This window comes from Kitasatospora sp. NPDC001527 (assembly GCF_040298605.1).
In the GTDB taxonomy this organism is placed as follows: Bacteria; Actinomycetota; Actinomycetes; order Streptomycetales; family Streptomycetaceae; genus Kitasatospora.
Genome location: NZ_JBEPAM010000005.1, coordinates 202,200 through 222,261 on the forward strand (window position 1 = coordinate 202,200; position 20,062 = coordinate 222,261).

General features: G+C 76.1%; 14 protein-coding genes and 1 tRNA gene. 6 read left to right on the plus strand and 9 right to left on the minus strand.

What is annotated here, in order from left to right:
* The first annotated feature begins 34 nt into the window (after window positions 1-34).
* Together ABT238_RS07500 and ABT238_RS07505 are read left to right on the plus strand one after the other, a co-directional pair.
* Window positions 35-1,501 carry an MFS transporter gene (locus tag ABT238_RS07500; RefSeq protein WP_350559682.1) on the plus strand — a complete coding sequence of 489 codons (1,467 nt, stop codon included), beginning with the start codon at window positions 35-37 and terminating at the stop codon, window positions 1,499-1,501.
* A 166-nt stretch (window positions 1,502-1,667) separates the two neighbouring features.
* On the plus strand, window positions 1,668-3,326 hold the full coding sequence (locus ABT238_RS07505) for an AMP-binding protein (protein ID WP_350755995.1): 1,659 nt from the start codon (window positions 1,668-1,670) through the stop codon (window positions 3,324-3,326).
* Window positions 3,327-3,357: 31 nt separating this feature from the next.
* Here the strand turns inward: ABT238_RS07505 and ABT238_RS07510 are convergent, their stop codons facing one another.
* From ABT238_RS07510 to ABT238_RS07520, 3 genes are all read right to left on the minus strand, one after another.
* Window positions 3,358-4,509, minus strand: coding sequence for a peptidoglycan recognition protein family protein (locus ABT238_RS07510; protein WP_350755997.1), 1,152 nt, complete (start codon window positions 4,507-4,509; stop codon window positions 3,358-3,360).
* Between the two features lie 85 nt (window positions 4,510-4,594).
* The gene (locus ABT238_RS07515) at window positions 4,595-8,116 is read right to left on the minus strand and encodes a tetratricopeptide repeat protein (protein ID WP_350755999.1); all 3,522 of its coding nucleotides are present in this window, start codon (window positions 8,114-8,116) and stop codon (window positions 4,595-4,597) included.
* Window positions 8,117-8,361: 245 nt separating this feature from the next.
* Complete coding sequence (locus ABT238_RS07520; protein WP_350559694.1) at window positions 8,362-8,835, minus strand: hypothetical protein; 474 nt, start codon at window positions 8,833-8,835, stop codon at window positions 8,362-8,364.
* Window positions 8,836-9,181: 346 nt separating this feature from the next.
* Between ABT238_RS07520 and ABT238_RS07525 the strand changes: the two genes are divergently transcribed.
* On the plus strand, window positions 9,182-9,391 hold the full coding sequence (locus ABT238_RS07525; RefSeq protein WP_350559697.1) for a hypothetical protein: 210 nt from the start codon (window positions 9,182-9,184) through the stop codon (window positions 9,389-9,391).
* A gap of 103 nt (window positions 9,392-9,494) precedes the next feature.
* Here the strand turns inward: ABT238_RS07525 and ABT238_RS07530 are convergent, their stop codons facing one another.
* Window positions 9,495-11,717: a type 1 glutamine amidotransferase family protein gene (locus ABT238_RS07530; protein WP_350756001.1), complete on the minus strand. Its 2,223-nt coding sequence runs from the start codon at window positions 11,715-11,717 to the stop codon at window positions 9,495-9,497.
* 439 nt (window positions 11,718-12,156) lie between these two features.
* Between ABT238_RS07530 and ABT238_RS07535 the strand changes: the two genes are divergently transcribed.
* Window positions 12,157-13,380 (plus strand): serine hydrolase domain-containing protein, encoded by a 1,224-nt coding sequence (locus ABT238_RS07535; RefSeq protein ID WP_350559703.1) that lies wholly within the window; start codon window positions 12,157-12,159, stop codon window positions 13,378-13,380.
* 266 nt (window positions 13,381-13,646) lie between these two features.
* On the opposite strand, the gene ABT238_RS07540 is transcribed toward ABT238_RS07535, so the two are convergent.
* A complete protein-coding gene (locus tag ABT238_RS07540) occupies window positions 13,647-14,360 on the minus strand; it encodes a 2OG-Fe(II) oxygenase (RefSeq protein WP_350559706.1) in 714 nt (237 codons plus the stop codon).
* 142 nt (window positions 14,361-14,502) lie between these two features.
* Between ABT238_RS07540 and ABT238_RS07545 the strand changes: the two genes are divergently transcribed.
* The gene (locus ABT238_RS07545; RefSeq protein ID WP_350756003.1) at window positions 14,503-14,886 is read left to right on the plus strand and encodes a hypothetical protein; all 384 of its coding nucleotides are present in this window, start codon (window positions 14,503-14,505) and stop codon (window positions 14,884-14,886) included.
* Window positions 14,887-14,958: 72 nt separating this feature from the next.
* Window positions 14,959-15,312 (plus strand): VOC family protein, encoded by a 354-nt coding sequence (locus tag ABT238_RS07550; RefSeq protein WP_350559712.1) that lies wholly within the window; start codon window positions 14,959-14,961, stop codon window positions 15,310-15,312.
* A gap of 55 nt (window positions 15,313-15,367) precedes the next feature.
* Here ABT238_RS07550 and ABT238_RS07555 read toward each other — a convergent pair whose 3' ends face one another.
* From ABT238_RS07555 to lanL, 4 genes are all read right to left on the minus strand, one after another.
* Window positions 15,368-16,015 carry a 2'-5' RNA ligase family protein gene (locus ABT238_RS07555; RefSeq protein WP_350559715.1) on the minus strand — a complete coding sequence of 216 codons (648 nt, stop codon included), beginning with the start codon at window positions 16,013-16,015 and terminating at the stop codon, window positions 15,368-15,370.
* A 133-nt stretch (window positions 16,016-16,148) separates the two neighbouring features.
* Window positions 16,149-17,060, minus strand: a complete 912-nt coding sequence (locus ABT238_RS07560) for an ornithine cyclodeaminase family protein (RefSeq protein WP_350756005.1) — start codon at window positions 17,058-17,060, stop codon at window positions 16,149-16,151.
* A gap of 95 nt (window positions 17,061-17,155) precedes the next feature.
* Window positions 17,156-17,224: transfer RNA gene (locus ABT238_RS07565), tRNA-Glu, on the minus strand.
* A gap of 70 nt (window positions 17,225-17,294) precedes the next feature.
* Window positions 17,295-19,967: a class IV lanthionine synthetase LanL gene (lanL, locus tag ABT238_RS07570; RefSeq protein ID WP_350756007.1), complete on the minus strand. Its 2,673-nt coding sequence runs from the start codon at window positions 19,965-19,967 to the stop codon at window positions 17,295-17,297.
* Window positions 19,968-20,062: the final 95 nt, after the last annotated feature.

Genomic DNA, 20,062 nt, shown 5'->3' on the forward strand with positions numbered 1-20,062 from the left:
TTGCCCGCCGCACGGACCCGAGGAGCCCCCGCTTATGGCCGCCCCCCAGACCACCGCCCCCGACCGGACCAGGGGTGTCGTCGCCACGCTCGCCCTCACCGGTACGGTGGCCGCGATCATGCAGACCCTGGTCACCCCGCTGATCGGCGAGCTGCCGAAGATCCTGAACACCTCCGCTTCCAACGCCTCCTGGGTGATCACCGCGACCCTGCTGTCGGCCGCCGTGTTCGTGCCGATCAGCGGCCGGCTCGGCGACCTCCTCGGCAAGCGCCGGATGCTGCTGGCCTGCTGCGCCCCGCTCCTGGTCGGCTCGGTGATCTGCGCGCTGACCTCCTCCGTCCTGCCGATGATCGTCGGGCGCGGGCTGCAGGGCATGGGCATGGGCGTGGTCCCGCTCGGCATCAGCCTGCTCCGCGAGGTGCTGCCGCCCGAACGGCTCGGCTCGGCGATCGCCCTGGTCAGCGCCTCGATGGGGATCGGCGGCGGCCTCGGCCTGCCCATCTCGGCGGCGGTCGCCCAGTACACCAGCTGGCGCGCGCTGTTCTGGGGCGCGGCCGTCCTCACCGTGGCGATCGCCGCGATGATCCGCTTCCTGGTGCCCGCCCCCGCGGCTCCGCCGGCCGGCGGACGCTTCGACGCCGTCGGCGCGCTCGGCCTGGGCGCGGGCCTGGTCTGCCTGCTGCTGCCGGTCTCCAAGGGCGGCGACTGGGGCTGGACCGACGGGACGACGCTCGGCCTGTTCGCGGCCGCCGTCGTGCTGCTGCTGGCCTGGGGCGCCTGGGAGCTGCGGATCGCCGAACCGCTGGTCGACCTGCGGGTGACCGCCCGTCCGCGGGTGCTGCTGACCAACGCGGCGTCGGTGCTGGTCGGCTTCGGGATGTACGCGCAGGCGCTGATCATCCCTCAGCTGCTCCAGCTGCCCGAGGCCACCGGCTACGGCCTGGGCCAGTCGATGCTCGGCATGGGCCTGTGGATGGCACCCTCCGGCCTGATGATGATGGTCGTCTCGCCGCTCGGCGGCAGGCTCTCGGCGGTGCGCGGTCCGAAGTTCACCCTGGTCGTCGGTGCCCTGGCGATCGCCGCCGGGTACGGGCTGTCGATGCTGCTGATCGGCTCCACCTGGGGCGTGCTGGTCGTGACGCTGGTCTGCAACGCCGGCGTGGGCCTCGCCTACGGCGCGATGCCGGCGCTGATCATGAGCGCCGTGCCGCTCTCCGAGACGGCCTCGGCGAACAGCTTCAACACCCTGATGCGCTCGCTCGGCACCTCGGTCTCCGCCGCCGTGGTCGGTGTGGTGCTCGCCCAGCTGACCACCACCACGGGCGGTCATGTGCTGCCCTCCGAGACCGGCTTCCGGGTCGGCCTGCTGATCGGCTGCGGGGTGGCCCTGGTCGCCGCGGCGGTGGCCGCCACCATCCCGGTGCCGCCCGTCGGGGCCGACCGGAAGGGCGCCGCCGGCGCCGCGCGGGGCGCGGCCGTGCGCGACGCCGCCTCCGCCTGACCGGAGGGTGCGCCTGACCGGAGGGGTGCGGCGGGCCCGTCCCGCCGCACCCCTCCACCGCCCGTGCCGCGCACCTGCGACGGAGCGGTGCGCAGGTGGGTGACGGGGCGGGACGTGCTGCGTAGACTCGGTCGCCCTGTGCCGGACGAGTCCAGGAGCCCTCGCCATGACCTCGCCCTCCCTGTCCCCCAGCATCAGCGCCGGCAGCACCGCGGTACCGCTGCTGGACCGCACCATCGGCGCCGCGCTCGACCGCGCCGTCGCCGCGTTCCCCGACCGGGAGGCGCTGGTGGACGTCCCGAGCGGCCGGCGGTGGACGTACCGCGAACTGGAGCGGGAGGTGGACCGGGTCGCGCTCGGACTGCTCGGGCTCGGCGTGCGGACCGGCGACCGGGTCGGGATCTGGGCGCCCAACTGCCCCGAGTGGGTGTTCACCCAGTACGCCACCGCGCGGATCGGCGCGATCCTGGTGACCGTCAACCCCGGCTACCGCACCCACGAGGTCGAGTACGTGCTGCGGCAGTCGGGGATCCGCACGGTCGTCGCGGTGCCGGGCTTCAAGACCTCCGACTACGCGGCCATGCTCGCCGAGGCGGGCCCGCGCTGTCCCGGGCTGCGGGACGTGCTGCTGATCGGCTCGCCCGGGTGGGACGACCTGCTCGCGGCGGGGGAGCGCGGCGACCGCGAGCGGCCGGCCGCGATCGGCGCGGGGCTGAGCCCGGACGATCCGATCAACATCCAGTACACCTCGGGCACCACCGGCTTCCCCAAGGGGGCCACCCTCTCGCACCGCAACATCCTCAACAACGGCTACTTCGTCGGCGAGCTGTGCGGCTACACGCAGGAGGACCGGATCTGCGTGCCCGTCCCCTTCTACCACTGCTTCGGCATGGTGATGGGCAACCTGGCGGCGCTCTCGCACGGGGCCTGCGTGGTGATCCCCGCCCAGGCCTTCGAGCCCGTCGCCACCCTGCGCGCGGTGGCCGCCGAGCGCTGCACCTCGCTCTACGGCGTGCCGACCATGTTCATCGCCGAGCTCAACGACCCGGGCTTCGCGGAGCACGACCTGTCCACCCTGCGCACCGGGATCATGGCCGGCTCGCCGTGCCCGACCGAGGTGATGAAGCAGGTCGTCGACCGGATGGGCATGCGGGACGTCTCCATCTGCTACGGCATGACCGAGACCTCCCCGGTCTCCACCCAGACCCGCGCCGAGGACCCGCTGGAGCGGCGGGTCTCCACCGTCGGCCGGGTCGGCCCGCACCTGGAGGTCAAGGTGGCCGATCCGCAGACCGGCGCGACCGTCCCGCGCGGCACGCCCGGCGAGCTGTGCACCCGGGGCTACTCGGTGATGCTCGGCTACTGGGACCAGCCGGACCGCACCGCCGAGGCCGTCGACGCGGACGGCTGGATGCACACCGGCGACCTCGCGGTGATGGACGAGGAGGGCTACCTCACCATCACCGGCCGGCTCAAGGACATGGTGATCCGCGGCGGAGAGAACATCTACCCGCGCGAGATCGAGGAGTTCCTGCACACCCACCCGGACGTCCTGGACGTCCAAGTCGTCGGCGTGCCCGACGCCAAGTACGGCGAGGAGCTGATGGCCTGGGTCCGGCTGCGGCCGGGCGCGCCCGAGCTGACCGCCGAGGCGGTGCGCGCGTACTGCGCGGGCCGGATCGCGCACTACAAGGTGCCGCGCTACGTGCACCTGGTGGACGAGTTCCCGATGACGGTCACCGGGAAGATCCGCAAGGTGGAGATGCGGGAGCGGGCCGTCGGCCTGCTGGGCCTGGACGCGGGGCCCGGCGCCGGGCGGGCCTGACGGCCGGCCGCCGGACCCCGCGCGCGCCGGCTCACAGCGCGGCGACCCCGGCCCGCAGGGCGGGCAGCGTGGCGTACATCGTGCCGCCGGGGCAGTCGGTGGCCAGCCAGTCGCGGTGGCCGCTGATCAGGTCGACCGGCTTGGTGACACCGTTGACCGGGTTGACGAAGGTGACGTGGGCCTGCGGGTCGAGCCCGTGGGTGCGGGTCAGCAGGGCGAGCACCAGGGTCAGCGAGCGGCGGGCCGCGGCGGTGGGCTCCTGGCCGGTCAGGGTGCCGAGCAGGGCGATGCCGAGGTTGCCGGAGTTGAAGCCGGAGGTGTGGAAGGCGGTCACCACCTTGCCGTCGGCGTCGTGCGCCGGGAGGCCGTCGTCGCCGGACCAGCGGCCCTCGTAGATCCGGCCGGCCTCGTCGATGAGGAAGTGGTAGCCGATGTCGCCCCAGTCCTGGGTGACGGCGTGGTACTCGTATATCGCCCGCACGGTGGCGGCCGGGTCGGCGTCCGCGTTCGGGGTGTCGGTGTGGTGCACCGTCAGGGTCTGCAGCGGGTAGTACTTGGCGGGGGAGTTCTCCGCGCCGTTCTTGAAGCGCTTGGACTCGTCGGCGCCCCACGCGGCGCGGCTGAGGTACTGGACGCCGCAGAAGGTGACCGGCGCGGTCGGGGAGAGCGTGGCGGTGCGGGCCGGCCCCGCGGTGGTGTCGAGGGCGGCGGAGCGCGGGTTGACGGCGCCGTCGGGCAGTCGCAGGTCGTAGCCGACGGCCCCGCCGGCCGGGACGAGCACGGTCGCGCCCTGGACGGCGCCGTCGGCCGCGTCCGGGCGGTCGGGACCGCCCGCGCAGCCCGCGGTGAGCGGCTGCCAGGCGCCGGGGCCGGTGCCCTCGTGGTGCAGCCGGATCGCGCCGCCGCGCCGGGGGCCGTCCCAGCTGACGCCGACGTAGTGGATCGGGAAGTCGGTGCGCGCCGCGGCGGCCGCGCGCCCGGCCGCGGAGCGGGCCCGGGTGGCGGGCACGGTGACGGTGCGGGCGGCCGGGCCGGCCGGGGTGGCCGGTGCCGGGGCGGTCGGAGCGGCGGTGGCGGTCGGGCCCGCGGCGTGGGCGGCCGGCGCGGCGGCGAGCGCCGCGGCGGTGGCGCCGATGGCGGTCACCAGGGTGCGGCGGCTGACGGCGGAGCTGGGGTTGGGCATGGGGATCCTGTCTCGGAGCCTGAGGGGAGGGGTGCGACCGGTCGAAAGGCGATCATGAATGTATCCAAGTGATCGTTTCTGATCGTCATTCCGACAGATCCCCTGCCCGAACGGGCACCCCCAGGAACCGCAGCGCCGCCGCCGCCCGCGGGCCCACCGGTGCCCCGGCCCGCGCGAGTTCCCCGAGGTACAGGCAGACGTCCGCCCGCGCCGCCCGCACCCCGGGCACCGCCAGGAAGGCCCGCGCCAGCTCCTGCGGCTCACCGTCCCCGGCGACCAGGCCGTGCAGCAGCTTGCGCACCCCCGGCTCGAACTGGTCCTGCGGATCCTCGTACGGGCAGTCGGCGAACGCCTCCCAGGCCCGCGCCGAAGCCTCCGGACCCTCCGTCAGCAACCGCAGCACCGCCACCTCGACCAACACCGTCGAGGACGCCGCCACCTCCGGAGCCAGCCCCTCCAACAGCTCCCGGGCCTCCTCGAACCGCCCGCCGTGCCGGTACGCCGCCGCGAGCGCGCAGCGCACCGCCACGTCCGCCGGATCCCGGGCCAGCACGGCGGAGAGGTCCGCCACCGCCGCCTCCGGGCGCCCGGCCTGCCGGTGCGCCTGGCCGCGCTCGGCGCGTGCCCACGCGTACTCCGGGTTCCGGTCGAGGGCGGCCGTGAGGTCCGCGATCGCCTCCTCCACCTCGCCCGCCTGCCGGCGCGCCTGGCCCCGGGAGCCGAGCGCCCAGGCGTCGTCCGGTTCGAGCGCGAGCGCGGCCGTCAGATCGGCGACCGCCTCCTCCAGGTCCCCCGCCAGCCGGTGCGCCTCGCCCCGCAGCGCCAGCGCCCAGGCGTAGTCCGGGTCGATCGCGAGGACGGCGGTGAGGTCCGCGATCGCGTCGTCCAGCCGCCCGGCCTGCCGGTGCGCCTGGCCGCGCGCCCGCAGCGCCCACACGTCCGACGGGTCGAGCAGCAGCGCGTCCGACAGGTCCGCCACCGCCTCCTCCAGCCGTCCGGCCTGCCGGTGCGCCTCGCCCCGCTCGGCGAGCGCCCAGGCGTAGTCCGGGTCCAGCGCGAGCGCCGCCGTGAGGTCGGCGATCGCGTCGTCCAGCCGCCCGGCCTGCCGGTGCGCCTCGCCGCGCTCGCCGACGGCCCAGGCGTACTCGGGGTTCAGCACCAGCGCGGCGGTGAAGTCCGCGACGGCCTCGTCCAGCCGTCCGGCCTGCCGGTGCGCCTGCGCCCGCGAGCCGAGCGCCCACGCGTTCTCGGGGTTGAGCGCGACCGCGGCCGTGAAGTCGGCGACCGCCTCCTCCGGCCGGCCCGCCTGCCGGTGCGCCTCGCCGCGTTCGGCGAGCGCCCAGGCGTTGTCCGGACCGAGCGCCAGCGCGGCGGTCAGGTCGGCGATCGCCTCGTCCAGCCGGCCCGCCTGCCGGTACGCCTGGCCCCGGGAGCTCAGCGCCCAGGCGTCGTCCGGGTCCAGCGCGAGCGCCGCGGTGAAGTCGGCGACCGCCTCGGCGAGCCGGCCCGCCGTCCGGAACGCCTCGCCGCGCTGGGTGAGCGCCCAGGCGTACTCGGGGTCGAGCAGGACGGCCGCGGTGAGGTCGGCGACCGCCTCGTCCAGCCGCCCGGCCAGCCGGTGCGCCTGGCCGCGCGAACCCAGCGCCCAGGCGTCGTCGGGGTCCAGCGCGAGCGCCGCGGTGAAGTCGCTCATCGCCTCCTCGACCAGCCCCGCCAGTTGCCGGGCCTCGCCGCGCCGGGACAGCGCCCAGGCGTACTCCGGGTCGAGGACGAGCGCGGCGGTGAAGTCGGCCAGGGCGCGCTCGTGGTGGCCGTGCCAGTTGAGCACGCGCCCGCGGTAGGCGAGGGCCTGCGGCAGGTCGGGGGCGATCGCGACGGCCTGGTCGAGATCGGCGAGCGCGTCGTCGTCCCGGTCCTCGACGAAGTACTGGTAGCCGCGGTGGGTGAGCGCCCAGGCCCGCACCCGGGTGGGCAGGCCCGGTCCGGCGAGCGCGCCGAGCGCCTCCAGGACGGGCTGCTCGCCGCCGGCCGCCGCGTGGATCCGGCGGGCCCAGCGGACCAGCTCGGCGTCGTCGCTGTCCTGCGCGGCCTGGTTGAGCATCTCCGCCCACGGCGCCAGCGCGTCCGGCGCCTCCCCGGCGGTGCGCGCGGTGTGCTCCAGCGCCAGGGCGAGATGGGCCAGCGGGTCCGCGCAGAGCAGGTGGTAGAGCTCGTTCAGCAGGTGGCGGCGCCAGCGCGGATCGGCGCCGCGCCGGGCCGCCGGCAGGTACTGCTCGACCGCCGTCCGCCCGGCGGCGTGGTGCTCGGCGAGCCGGGTGTGCGCGGCCGTCCACTCCCGGGGGGTGTGGATCCGGCGCCGGCGCAGCATGCTGGTGCGGACCACGGCGTGGTACTGCAGGAAGTCGCCGCGGCCGGTCACGAACGGCTGTGCCGACAGCCAGTCCCAGGCCGCCGGCTCGGCGTCCGGCACGGCGCAGGCGAACAGGTCCCGGTTGAGCTGGAGCGGGAGCGCCGCCGCCAGCACGGTCTCCCGGCGCTCCTGCTCGGGGATCCACTGCAGGAAGCGCACCACCGCCTGGTCGACCATGTCCGCGCCGACGACGGCGACCTCCTCGACCGCGCCGGGGTCGGCGGTGGCCAGCAGCGCGACCAGCAGCGGCAGTCGCATCGACATCCGCAGCACGGCGTCGACCACCCCGGGATCGGTCACCCCGCGGGCGGCCAGCAGGCCGCGGGCCTCCTGCTCGGTGAACACCTCCAGCGGCACGTCCACCAGGACCGGCCGCCACGGCGCCCACTCGCGCTCCGCGAGCTCGTCCCGCCCGGCCAGCACGAAGACCACCTCCAGCGGCAGCGGGCCGAACGCGTCGTCGAGGATCTCCCGCAGCCAGCCGTCGAGGTAGCGGCCGGTCAGCTCCCAGGTGTCCAGGAACAGCACGACCCACGGCCGCCGCCCGCGGTCCCGGTCGCGGTCGCAGAGCCGGGCGAGTTCGGCGACGAAGGCGCGGCTGAGCGCCGACTCCTCGACGTCGCCGGTCCGCCGGCGCTGGCGCACCCCGGCGATGAGGCGCTCGGCGCCCTGGGCCACGGCGTCCGGGTTGGCCATCGCCGCGACCACGCCGGCGCCCGGCAGCACCGAGGCCGCCCCGAACGCCGCCTGGGTCACCAGCCGGGTCGGCAGCGAGGCGCCGTCGCCGCCGGGCGGCTGCTCCGGCTCGCGGTCCGCCGCGGCCTGCAGCGAACGCCGGTACTGCTCCACCGCCTTGTCGAACTCCCGCAGCGGGCCCGCCTGTTCGGCGAGCTGGCGGGCGAGCGCGGTGAGCGCCGTCCCGACGCCGTGCACGTCGGTCTCGTCGACCAGCGCGGTGATCGCCCCGGCCCGCCGGGCCGCCTCGCGCCACTGGGCGAGCAGGGTGGACTTGCCGACCCCGCCCACCCCGCGCACGTGGAACAGGAAGTCCGCCGGGTCCGGCCCGGAGTCGGGGTCGGGGTCGCGGGCGAGGTTGTCGACGAACAGCGCCACCTGGGCTCTGCGGCCGATGAACTGTGCTCCGGTGCGCTGGCGCACCGCCTCCGCACGCGACAGACGCCTCCGTGCCTGTGCCATGCCACCCCCTGCCGCCCACCCGGCGGGCCCCGCCGACCACGAGTCCGGTACCGCCGGTGCCGCTGTCGTGAGGACGACCGTAGTGAATCGGCCCCGGGGTTGTCCTGCTTTCGGCCATCTGTCGTGTGCAGGACGGGGACGGCGGTCGTGCGGCGCGGGGGCCCGGCCCCCGGTGGGGCGGGCCGGGCCCCGGTGGGGCGGGCCGGGCCCCGGGCGGGGCGGGCCGGGCCCCGGGCGGGGCGGGGTCAGAGGACGACGATGGCGAAGGCGGCGGTGTTGTCGCCCGGGGTCGGGTCGCCCGGGAGGTCGGCCTCGGCGGTGCCCTGCAGCACCCCGGGCCCCAGACCGGAGGAGAGGCGGATCCGCACCTCCGCGGTGGCCGTGGCGCCCGGCGCCAGCCCGGCGGGGAAGTCGCAGGCCACGGTGTGGCCGAACGGCAGCGTGTGACAGCTGCCGGTGGGCGAGGTCCCGGAACCGACCACCCCGGGCGGCAGGTGGACCAAGAGGGTGAACGGCTCGGCGGTGGCGCCGCCCCCGGTGTTGACCACCACGGGGTGCAGCAGGGTGGTGCCGCCGTCGGGCGCCGGGGCGGGGTTCGCGGCCGCCACCGCGAGGTCCGCGCCGGCGGGGCCGGTCCCGGCGGCCGCCGGTGCGGCGGCCAGCAGCACCGCCGCGCACGCCGCTCGAAGGGCCCTGGAGAACAGTGGTCGTCGGGACATCGCGTTCACCCGTCTCGTCCGGTGGGCCGGCCTCCTTGCCGGGGCCGGCGGCAGGCCGGCTGCGGCCGTGCCGGGGCCAGCATCGGTGCGCCACCGGTCCGCGGCGGCGGGGACACGGCGGTGGAGCACCCGGACGGGTGGCGGGCTCGCGGCCGGGCTGACCGGGCGTCAGCCGGTCGGCGTCCGGCCGGATTCACCCGTCAGGCGTAACTTCGCACCCGCCCGCCCGCGTCGGGGTTGCGAAATGGCCCGGCTCCGCGCGTTCGTATGCAAACGTGAGTGCCGCCCGGCCGTCCCGTGCGGCGGCCGGCGCAGGCTACTGACCATCCATCAAGGAGTACCTGAGATGTCGGTTCGTGGAAAGCTCCGCAAGTTCGCCGTGATCGCCACCGTCGCCGCCGCCGCGGCCGTGATCGCGCCGACCGCCGCGGTGGCGCACGGTGGGGACCACCAGCCCTCCTCCTCGTCGTCGGGCCTCGCGGCCGGCAACGCGGCCGTGGGTCTGGTCGGCCCGCGCATCAGCTGGCTGGAGTGGTTCGAGCAGACCAACGGCTGATCCCGTCGCCCGAACGCCCCGGAGCCCTCGGCGCCGGGGCGTTCGCGTGTCCGGAACCCGGCGGTGGCTCGGCGGTGGGCCGGGCCGGCCGGAGCCCGGGGGATCAGCTCACGGTGATGCCGACGACCGAGTACTGCGCGACCGTCAGCGGCACGCTCGCCACCGCCGCGGTCACCGTGAACGGCACCGGGCGCGGCGCCGGGTCGGTCCCGTCCGGGGTGGCCACGGTGACCGCCGTGACGGTGCGCCCGGCCGGGACGGCGTAGGTCAGGGTGCAGGAGGCGGGAGTGGTGCGGAACGCCGCCGGCGCGTCCCCGAAGTTGGTGAAGTTCACCAGGTGGACGACGGTCTCCTCGCCCAGCCGGCGCGCCTCCAGGTGGATCCGCCGGTCGCCGGACAGGCCGAGCGACGGCGGCGCCGCCGCGCGGACCGGGGCCAGCAGCCGGTCGCCCGCGGCCTGGTCGGCGGTGCGCAGGTAGGCGAGCCCCGGCAGGTCGCCGCCGAGGTACCAGCAGACGCCCGCGCCGAAGACGTTGCGCCGGCTCGCCGGCAGCGGGTCGGCCCGGCGCAGCCCCAGGACGTCGGCCAGCGCGTACTCGGCGCGGCGCGTGCCGTACTCGTCCAGGCCGGTGGGCGCGGGCCCGGTGAGCACGACGGTGCCGCCGCCCGCGACGTAGCCGCGCAGGACGGCCGCCTCGGCGTCGGAGACCGCCTGGAGGTTGGGCAGCAGCACCACCTTGAACCGGGCCAGGTCCCCGGCCGCGAGCCCGGGGCTGGTCACGGTGTCGAACGGGACGTGCGCGTACACCAGGGCCTTGACGGTGCCGCGGAACTCGCCCAGCCACGGCATCGTGGTGCAGCTCATCTCCGGGTCGTCGCCGCCCCACCAGTCGGCGATCCCGGCGGGCGCGGTCGCGTTGGCGTACATGCCGTTGCCCTCGCCCGGGCTCACGTAGTCGCGCGAGGCGCTGGAGTGGTAGACGCCGACCTCGGCCGCCGACACGGCGTCGTAGAGCCGCTGCTGGTTGGCCTTCACGAAGCCGAACATCCGGGTGCGCGTCGCGGCGTCGGTGGTGTCGTTCTTGTACGGCGTCTTCACCTCGTACGGGTTGCAGCCCGAGGAGATCAGCTCGGACATCACCAGCGAGGCGTCGTCGGCCTTCCAGCCGTAGGAGAACGCCCAGGCCGGCTTGGTGCCGCTGGCCGCCCGCGCGTACTTGTACATCGAGATCAGGCAGGTCCAGTCGGTGGCGGTGGCGTGCCGCATGCCGTCCTCGTTGGCGAGGATGTCGACCTCCCAGACCTGGCTGACGTTGCCCGCGGCCTGCCGCAGGTAGGCGCCGTCCAGGCCGATCGAGGTGGCGTAGCGGTAGTCCATCGAGACGGTCTCGACGAAGGTGACCAGGTCGGGGTTGACGCTCCGACCGGCGGCGGCGATGTCGAGCTGGAAGCGGAGCAGATTGCGGTGGCGCCACTCGACGTAGCGGCGGAAGACCGGGTCGTTGTGGTCGGCGGCCCTGGGCAGGGCCGCCAGTCCGGTGTCCGCCGTGAAGGCGGCGGCGCCCCAGGTCGAGGCGTCGCACCAGGAGAGCGCCCCGTCGAAGTAGATCGGCACGTCCGGCCAGATCCCGTCCACGCCGGTGGCGGCGAGCTGCTTGATCCGGTTCAGGTAGTAGTCCCGCCAGGGGGAGTTGGGGCTCACCCAGCAGCTCTCGTCACCCGGGTCGACCCAGACCACCAGGCTGCCGTAGAAGACGTTGGGCTTGCCGTCGAGGGAGCGCTGGACCCAGGTGCGGCCCTGGTCGTTCTTGTAGAAGGAGCGGCCCTTCTCGCCGCCGGGGGAGATGACCTCCAGGGACGGGTAGTACATGACGACCTTCAGGCCGGCCGCGTGCGCCTTGCCGGTGAAGGTCCTGACCAGGGCCGCGTGGGCGGTGAACTCGGCGTCGGTGAGCCAGTCGGACAGCACGGTGTCGAGCTCGATCACGCTGACGTTCTGGGCCTTCAGCTGGTTGATCCGGCCCTGCATGTCGGCGACCTCGTCGAAGGTGCCGTCGGCCAGCCGGGCGAACCGCGCCCAGTCCGGCCACGCGGCCACGGTGGGGGAGGCGGCGCTCGCCGGTGTGAACCCCGCGGCGGGCGGGCGGACGGCGACGGTGGGCGCGGCCGAGGCCGGCGTCGCGGGCAGCAGCCGGACGGCGGCCAAAGCGCCGCCGGTGGCCAGCCCGGCGCGCAGCAGGCGCCGCCGGCCGATCCGGGAGACGGGCAGCGGGTTGCCGCGGTCGGTGGGCGAGGGGTCGGGGTGTGCGGATGTGTACTCGGACATGACAATCCCTTCGGCGTGCTGCGGTGCGTCGCGCGGGACGGGTGGACGGTGGCCGCCACGGCGCTCCGGCACCCGGGCGGGCGCGGCGCCGCGCGGTGTCGGCGCCGCCGCGCGGCGGGGACCGGAACGTCGGTGGACCAGGAGCAACGGTGAGCGGCGTGGGCGCCGGTGAACACCCGTGAGCGACGGTGAACCACGGTGCCCGGGGCGGCCGTACCGTGACCGGTCGCGAGAACGACGGCCGCACCGGGGACGGCGCCGGCGCGAACCCCCACCCGCGCGGCCGTCCCGGGGCCGACCCTACGTCACGACCCCCGCCCGCCGACCGCCGCGAATCGGCCGACTGTGCCGCCCGGCCCGCCCGGGCGGCTGCGCCCCTCGGGGGACGCCGCGGAGTGTTGCGCCCGCCGGCCGCCCGGTCGTCCGCGGATAGTGCGTCATGACCTTCTCCCGCACCCGGATGTTCACCGCCGCCGTCCTGGCGGCCGCGGCCCTGAGCGCCGTCGCGCTCCCCGCGGGCCCGCCCGCCGCCGCCCTCGCCAGGACCCCCTCGCCCTCGCACACGTGCGCCCGCTCGGACCCCGACGCCGACCCCCGCGCCCGCGAGGTCCTCGACATCGCCCGCCGGGTCCAGGAGGAACTCGACCTGAACGCGGTGATCCTGCGCGTCTCCGTGGACGGCCGGGAGATCGTCACCGGCGCCCTCGGCGAGTCGATGACCGGCGTCGCCGCCGAACCGGCGATGCACTTCCGGGCCGGCTCGATGGCCTTCCCGTTCTTCGGCATCGTGTTGCTCCAGCTCGCCGAGGAGGGGCTGATCGGCCTGGACGATCCGATCGCCCGCTGGCTGCCGGGCGTGCCGCGCGCCGACGAGATCACCCTGCGGATGCTCGGCGACACCACCTCGGGGCTCGCCGACTACGTCACCGACCAGGGCTTCCTGGACGCGCTCGGCGCCGACCCGTTCCGCCGGTGGACCCCGGAGGAGCTCGTCGGGATCTCCACCAGCCACCCCTTCTGGTACCGGCCGGGGACCAACTGGAGCTACTCGCACGCCAACTTCGTCCTGCTGGGCGCGGCGCTGGAGAGGATCACCGGCACCCGCCTGGACCACCTGCTGGAGCAGCGGATCTTCGAGCCGCTCGGCCTGCGGCAGACCGTCAACGGCTTCACCCCCGACCTGCCCTCCCCGGTGCTGCACGCCTTCACCACCGGGCGCGGCAGCTACGAGGAGTCGACGTTCTGGAACCCGTCCTGGACCACCGCCCCCGGCGCCGTCCTGGCCACCGACATCTGCGACTTCGGGCGCTCCATCGAGGCCGTCGGCACGGGGGCGCTGCTCACCGCGGAGTCCTTCCGCACCCAGCTGGACCCCGGCACCGTCGGCCTGCCCGGGCCGGCCGACGGCTGCCCGGCCGACGTCTGCCTGCTCCAGACCGAGGCCCGGCACTTCGGCCTGGGGGTCATCGTGAGCGACGGCTGGATCCTGTCCAACCCGTCGTTCTCCGGGTACGCCGCGATCGAGGCCTACCAGCCGGACACCCGTCTGGCGGTCGCCGTCAGCACCACCACGGGGTGCGGGAGCCCGGACGGGAACACCGCGCAGGAGGTCGCGGCGCGGATCGTCGAGCGCCTCGCGCCGGACCACCCGCTGCACGTCTGAGCGTCGTCCGCGCGGCCGGGCCCGGAGCGGTCCGCCGACATCGCGGCATCACCCGATCGGGTGTCGGCCGGTGGCGGCCGGTTCCCGCGTCGATCCGGGTGAAGGGAGGTGCGGCGGCCGGTACCGCCGCACCTCGGGGTTCGATCCGGGAGGTGGTGGCCGTGGGGTTCGAGGAGATGGTCTCTGTGCGGTGCGTGGCCGGTGGCATCGAGGGCCCCGGCTGGCCGTCCCGCCGCTCCCGTCCCACCTGGCCGGAGCCGGGTGCGTCAGGCGGCGTCGTGGAACACCAGGCCGAGCGTGTGGCGCAGGCCCGAGCGCACGGTGCTGACGCCGTGCCGGACGGGCGCCGCCGACCAGCCGCGCGCGGAGCGCACCGGGCGGTCCCGGGTGGTGAAGACCAGGCCGTGGCCCTGGGGGAGGGTGACGGAGGTCCCGCGCGACTGCGCCCGGGGCCGCTGCTCAACGGTCAGGAACTCGCCGCCCGTGTAGTCGGCTCCGGGCAGGTCCAGGCCGATGACCACCTGGAGCGGGAACACCAGGTCGCCGTACAGGTCGCGGTGCAGGGCGTTCCAGTCGCCGGCGCGGTAGCGCAGCAGGATCGGCGTGGGCCTGCTCTGCCCGGCGGCGTGGCACTGCTCCAGCCACTCGGCGAGGCTGTCCGGCCACGGCGCGGGGCGGCGGAGCCTGGCCGCCCAGTCCCGGGCGACCGGCAGCAGCCGGGGGTAGAGGGCCTCCCGAAGGGCGGCGACCGGCGCGGGGAACGGCTCCCGGAAGTAGCGGTACTGCCCGGAGCCGAACCGGTGGCGCGCCATGTCGACGGTGCTCCGGAAGCGGGCCACGTCGTCGTACAACGCGGCCGTCTCGGCGCACTCGGCGGGGTCGAGCAGCATCGGCGTCAGCGCGCTCCCGTACTCCCCGACCTCCTCGGCGATCGCCGCCCAGTCGGCCGCGCCGACCCGCTGCACAGGGGTCTCGATCATCGTCTGCACGCTCACGTCCGGTCTCCGGTCCTTCGTCCGAGCTGTCCCACGCCTCCCACTCTGCATCTGCCGCCCCGGCCCGGGCTGGCGGGAATCGGCCCTCGCGTTCCGTCCCGCAGGCGGCTGTGGGATGGTCGTGGCCGTGATCGAGTCATGGGTGATGGACGACGACAGCGGCGCCCCGGTACCGGCCCTGCCCGGAGCGGTGCCCGGGATCCTCCGGTCGCGGATCGACGCCGAGTGTCTGGAGACATGGCTGAGCAGCTCGGCCGGCCGCTCGCTGGGCTTCGTCACCAACGGCGAACGGGCGATGGTGCTCCTGCTGGAGGGCGAGGGCGACCCGGGCGAGCACGCCGTGGACCCCTCGGCGGATGGGGAGAGCGACGGATTCCTGCTCGCCAACGGTCAGTGCGACGAGTACCCCGACCGGGACACGGTCCCGCTCCCCGGGGCGCTGCGGATCGTCGACCACATCGTCACCACCGGCTCCTGGCCGTCCGACGCCCCCTGGGTGGCCGACCGCTGACGGGCGGCGCGGCGGCGGCGCGGGCCGGACGGTGCCGGGCCGCGCCGCCGCCGTCCTGGCAGGATGGCGGGCATGGAACGTGTGCTGGGAATTGGTGGGTACTTCCTGCGCGCCGCCGACCCGGCGGCCCTGAGTGCCTGGTACCGCGACGGCCTCGGCCTGGACGCCGACGAGCACGGTCTGTGGCAGCAGGAGCCCGGGCCGACGGTGTTCGCGGCCTTCGACTCCGGGACCGACTACTTCGGCTCGCGCGAGCAGCGGACCATGCTCAACTTCCGGGTCCGCGACCTCGACGCGATGCTCGCGCAACTGCGGGCCAAGGGCGCGCAGGTGGACGAGCGGACGCAGGACATGGCGGGGGTCGGCCGGTTCGGCTGGGTCACCGACCCCGAGGGCAACCGGATCGAACTCTGGCAGCCCGCCTGATCACGACGCGGTCGGTGCGTCCGTCCTCGCCGGTGTACCGGGCGCGGGCGGTGGGTCAGCCACGGGTGAGCGGGACGGTCGCCACCGGGGTCCAGGAGATCTCCCAGGCGGAGGCGTCGCCGGGACGGGGCTGTTGCCGGAAGCGGACGTCGAGCAGTCGGACGTCGCGGATGCGGACCGGGGTGTGGCCGGGGACGATCCGGCGCAGCGCCGTGCGCAGGGCGTCGGAGGAGGCCTCGGCCCAGGCGTAGCCGAGCGAGATGTGGGGGCGGCCGCCGTCGTGCAGCAGGGCGCCGGGGCCGCGGGTGCGGCGGATGGCGTCACGGACGCGTTCGCGCAGGTCGAGCACGGCCTGCTCGGGGTCGAGGTGCAGGACGGCCCCGGCCCGGTTGGCGACCGGGGAGCCGGCCGCGACCTCGAACGGACCGGTTCCGGCGAGGCGTTCGCGCAGGGCTGCGACGAGGTCGGCGCGCTCCCCGGCCGTGATCCGGTCGGCGGTGGTGTCGGCGATCATGTCGAGGGTGCAGTGCAGGGTGTCGTCGCCCAGCGGGGTGATCGGGAAGGGGCGCATCGCCTTCCGGCAGTCGCCGACCAGGCTCGCCAGTTCGGCGTCGGTGCCCAGATCGGGAACGGCGTAGACGTGCAGGACGCGGGCGCCGTCGGGCCACGGCGCGCCCTGGAACTTCGGAACGAACTTCTCCACGGTCGTCTCCTCCGTCGCACAGCGGGCGGGATCGGCGTGTCGGGTTCGGGGCCGTCGGTGCCCTGGAAACGGTAGCCGCAGGGGAGGCGCCCGCAGAAGAACACCTCCCGGGCAGGAGGAAGGAGAGGGTGGGTCAGTGGAAGTCGAAGGAGGACACGCCGGGGGCGGAGCGCGCGGCGAGGTAGACGGGCCAGGCGAGGGCGAGGTCCTGCCAGGGGAGGCCGATCGGGGCGTAGACGGTGGCGCGGTCGTCCGGGCGGGCCGGCGCGGCGCCGCGCAGGACGTCGGCGAGCGGGGTGGCGTGGGCCGGGTCCAGGCCGGAGCTGTGCAGGACGCCGGAGACGGAGGCGAGGGCGGGATCGTCCACGACCAGGCGGGCGGCACGCAGCAGGGCGGGGGAGAGTTCGGTCTTGCCGGGTTCGTCGAAGCCGAGGCTGGTGAGGTGGAGGCCCGGCCGCAGCACGTCGGCGTCGAGAAGTGGCTCGCGCGACCAGGTCGCGGTGAGGACGATGTCGGCGGCCTCGACGGCCGCCCGTGCGGTGGGCACGGCCTCGCCGACGGCGGCGGCGCGCCGCGGGTCCAGGTCGTAGGCGTACACCTGGTCGACCGGCCGGAGGGTGCGCAGCGCCCGCAGCGCGGTCCGGTTCTGGGCGCCCGCGCCGATGACGGCGACCGTCCTCGCCTCTTGCGGCGCGAGCGCGTGGGTGGCCAGCGCGGCGGCCAGTCCGGTCCGCCACGCGGTGACGGAGGCGGAGTCGAGCAGCGCGAGCAGCTCGCCGTCGGTCAGGGCGTGCAGGCAGACGATGCCGCGCAGCGCGGGGGTGGCGGCCGGGAACTTGGCGTTGACCTTCACGGTGTACGCGGGTACGTCGGGGAGCAGCCCGGGGACGAGGCACATGGCGGTTCCGGGGCCGGGCAGCCGGGCGCCCACCCGTTGGGCCGCCGGGAGCCGGTCGGCCGTGCGGAATCCGGCGTCGAGCGCCGCCAGCACGGCCGGGATGTCCAGGGCGGCCTCGACGTCCGCGCGCGAGAGCAGCAGGGTCACGGGAGTGGCCTCCTTCCGACGCCGGGGACGGCGGGCATGGCGGGCACGGCAACGGGGGCGGCACCCGTCATACGGTTGCCGCCCCCGGAGGATCGAGCGCCGGGCCCGAATCGAACGAACTCTTCCCGCTGAAAGCGGGCGTGCTGCCAATGCACCACCGACGCCTGGCCGACCGGGCTTTCCGCCGCCTGCGCGGCCCGCCCTTCCGACGGGGAAGAACTTACCAACAGATGATCAGAAATCGAAATCGGCGGGTCCGGCCGGGAACGGCAGGCCCGGGCGCGCTCCGCCCCGGCGGTGCAGGCGGCGCAGGAAGGCGAGCACGCCGGGCGTGCCGACGGCCCAGGCGCGGGACTCGGTGGCGGGGTCGCCACCGGGCAGGAGCGGGCGGCCCCAGGGGCCGCCGCCGCGGGCCAGGATCAGGCCCGCGACCTCCTCGGCGGCGTGCCAGTGGCGTTCGTCCCCGGTGGCCTCGGCGAGGTCGACCAGCAGTTCGCCGACCCCGGCGAGGCCGCAGCACCGGCCGGTCGTGCCCATCCTCGGGGCGAGCGCGCGGCAGGCGGCTGCGGCCTCGGCGGCACGGGCGAGCAGCGCCGGGTCGCGGTCCTGGCGGGCGGCCTGGACCAGCACCGTGCCGATGCCGGCGAGCCCCCGGCACCAGGAGCCGTAGCGCCGGGTCGCGCCGGGGGCACGCGCGGCAGCCGCGAGCCGGGGGACGTCTGCGGCGAGGCCGTCGACGAGGCGCCGGGCGGCCTCCGGGCGGGCGCCGGGCAGGGCGAGCAGGAAGTGGGCGATACCGGCGCGGCCGTGGGCGAAGCCCTCCACCAGGGCCGCCGTCCCCGGATTGGGCGTCTCGCGGGGGTCGACGGCCCGGCCGTCGGTCAGCCGCCGGGCGCACTCGGCGGCGACGGCCAGGTGCCGGCCGGCCTCCTCCGCCCGGCCGTCGGCGCGGGCCGAGCGGGCCAGCAGCAGCCGGGCGGTGCCGATCCCGGCGGCGCCGGAGATCTGGTCGGCCGGGAGGTCGTCGTGGAGCGGCAGGTCTGCGGCGGTGGGACCCGCGGCGGCGGGCCGTTCGGTGCCGAGCAGGTGGGCCGCCCGGGCGAGGAACAGCTCGACGCCGGCCCGGCCGTCGTACAGCCCCGGGGTGAGCCGGCCGAGGGCGGGGTGGGCGGCGGTCCACCGGGCGAGGGCGCGGGCGGCCGTGCGGACCTCCGGCCGGTCCGGGTGCTGGAGCAGTTCGAGGCCGAGACCGGCGGCGCCGTCGTAGAGCGACAGGAGGGTGCGCGGCCGACCGTCCCGGGGATCCGTGCCGACCAGCTCGTGGGCCATCCGGACACAGCGGTCGAGGGTGTGGCGGACGGCCTCGCCCAGCAGGTCGCCGGTCACCGGCGGCGGCCGGTGGGCCGGACGGGCGGGCCGCACGGGGGCGCCGCGGCGCAGCCCGGCGGCGGCCGAGGTCCGCTCCTCGGGGTCGAGGCTCAGCAGGCCGGCCACCACCGCCAGCACCGCGTCCGCCTTCCGCGCGCCCGGACCGTCCGCGGTCAGCGCGCCGGCCAGGCCGGCGAGGGTGCGCTCGCGGTTGACGGCCGGGTCCGGGTCGATCACCACGGGGTCCAGCCCGGTGGCGGCCCAGTGCAGGGTGGCGCCGAGCGCGTAGTAGTCGTCGGCGGCCCGCGTCCCGCCGGCGCCGGGCAGGCCGTAGCCCCGGGTGGCGCCCTCGGGCCGCTCACCGGCGAGGGCGCTGACGCCGAAGTCGACGAGGGAGCAGCCGCCCCGGTCGTCGAGCACGACGTTGGCGGGTTTGAGGTCGCACACGACCACGCCGCGCGCGTGCACGGCGTCCAGGACGGTCAGCAGTCCGCGCGCCAGGGCCCACCAGCTCCGGCCGGCCCTCTCGCCGCCCCCGCCCCCGCCCCGGTTCCGACCGCCCGGCCGTTCGCCGCCCGGCGGGTAGGGGCCCGCCGCGAGGACCTCGCGGCGCAGGTCGCGCGGTCCGCGGGCGGTGCTGACCAGGTACTCGTCCTCGCCGTGCCGGAAGTAGTCGACCAGCTGCGGCACCCCGGCCACGCCGTCGAGCGCGGCGAGCACCCGCCGTTCGTGCCGCAGCCGGCCGCGCGCGTCGGTGCCGGACGGGTCCTCGGCGACGAAGGCGCGGGCCTGCTTGACCACCACCGCCCGCCCGGTGGCGAGCTCGACCGCGCGGTAGACGTGTCCGTTCGGCGAGCGGGTGATCCCGGCGGTGATCCGGTAGCGGCCGTCGCCGACGCTGGTGGTCGCCCGCCGCCGCGGGGCGCGGGCGGCGAACGGGTCCGTCGCCCACGGCGGCTGGCGGTAGGAGCCGTCGGCGAGGCCGGCGAAGGTCTCCCCGGCGGGGCCGGTCATCACGAGGTCGGGGTCGTCGCCGGTGACCCGGAAGGGCCCGTACCGGTAGTAGACCGGGGCGTCCGCCCGCAGCTGCCGGTCGCTGACCACCCGGGGACCGGGGCGGCCCGCCAGCACCTCGGCCAGCTCGGCCGCCAGGGCCTCGATCCCGCCCGGTGACGGGTAGACGGTGACCGCCTTGCCGACGGCGCCGGCGCCGCGCAGCCCGGAGTTGAGCCGGCCCAGCACGGCGGCGCCGGCGGCGAACTTGGCGTCGCAGCGGTGCCGGAGCAGCACGGGGAGCACCAGGTCGACCAGGTCCGCGAACTGCTCGGGCCGGGCGGAGAGGTGGAGCTTCCAGCCGTGGGCGAGGGCGGGCATCCGGGGATCGTGCAGATACAGCCAGCCGTCGCCGGCGTGCAGGCGTCGGCCCGTGGCGCCCGGCGCGGTCAGGTGGGCGGCGATCCGGGCCCGCAGGTCCTCGGCCGTCGCGCGCTCCGCCGTCCGCCGCTCGGGCCCCCGGCCCGGTGGTGCCGCTGCCACCATCGCTGTGCCACCCCTCCCGGGATCGCGTGCCAGGCCGTGCCGTTCCGGGCCGCGTGCCGTTCCGGGCCGGGAACCGTCCTCCCGGTCCGGAAGCG

Coding starts and splice junctions, on each gene's coding strand:
- ABT238_RS07500 (WP_350559682.1), top strand. CDS start 35: ATGGCCGCCCCCCAGACCACCGCCCCCGACCGGACCAGGGGTGTCGTC.
- ABT238_RS07505 (WP_350755995.1), top strand. CDS start 1,668: ATGACCTCGCCCTCCCTGTCCCCCAGCATCAGCGCCGGCAGCACCGCG.
- ABT238_RS07510 (WP_350755997.1), bottom strand. CDS start 4,509: ATGCCCAACCCCAGCTCCGCCGTCAGCCGCCGCACCCTGGTGACCGCC.
- ABT238_RS07515 (WP_350755999.1), bottom strand. CDS start 8,116: ATGGCACAGGCACGGAGGCGTCTGTCGCGTGCGGAGGCGGTGCGCCAG.
- ABT238_RS07520 (WP_350559694.1), bottom strand. CDS start 8,835: ATGTCCCGACGACCACTGTTCTCCAGGGCCCTTCGAGCGGCGTGCGCG.
- ABT238_RS07525 (WP_350559697.1), top strand. CDS start 9,182: ATGTCGGTTCGTGGAAAGCTCCGCAAGTTCGCCGTGATCGCCACCGTC.
- ABT238_RS07530 (WP_350756001.1), bottom strand. CDS start 11,717: ATGTCCGAGTACACATCCGCACACCCCGACCCCTCGCCCACCGACCGC.
- ABT238_RS07535 (WP_350559703.1), top strand. CDS start 12,157: ATGACCTTCTCCCGCACCCGGATGTTCACCGCCGCCGTCCTGGCGGCC.
- ABT238_RS07540 (WP_350559706.1), bottom strand. CDS start 14,360: ATGATCGAGACCCCTGTGCAGCGGGTCGGCGCGGCCGACTGGGCGGCG.
- ABT238_RS07550 (WP_350559712.1), top strand. CDS start 14,959: ATGGAACGTGTGCTGGGAATTGGTGGGTACTTCCTGCGCGCCGCCGAC.
- lanL (WP_350756007.1), bottom strand. CDS start 19,967: ATGGTGGCAGCGGCACCACCGGGCCGGGGGCCCGAGCGGCGGACGGCG.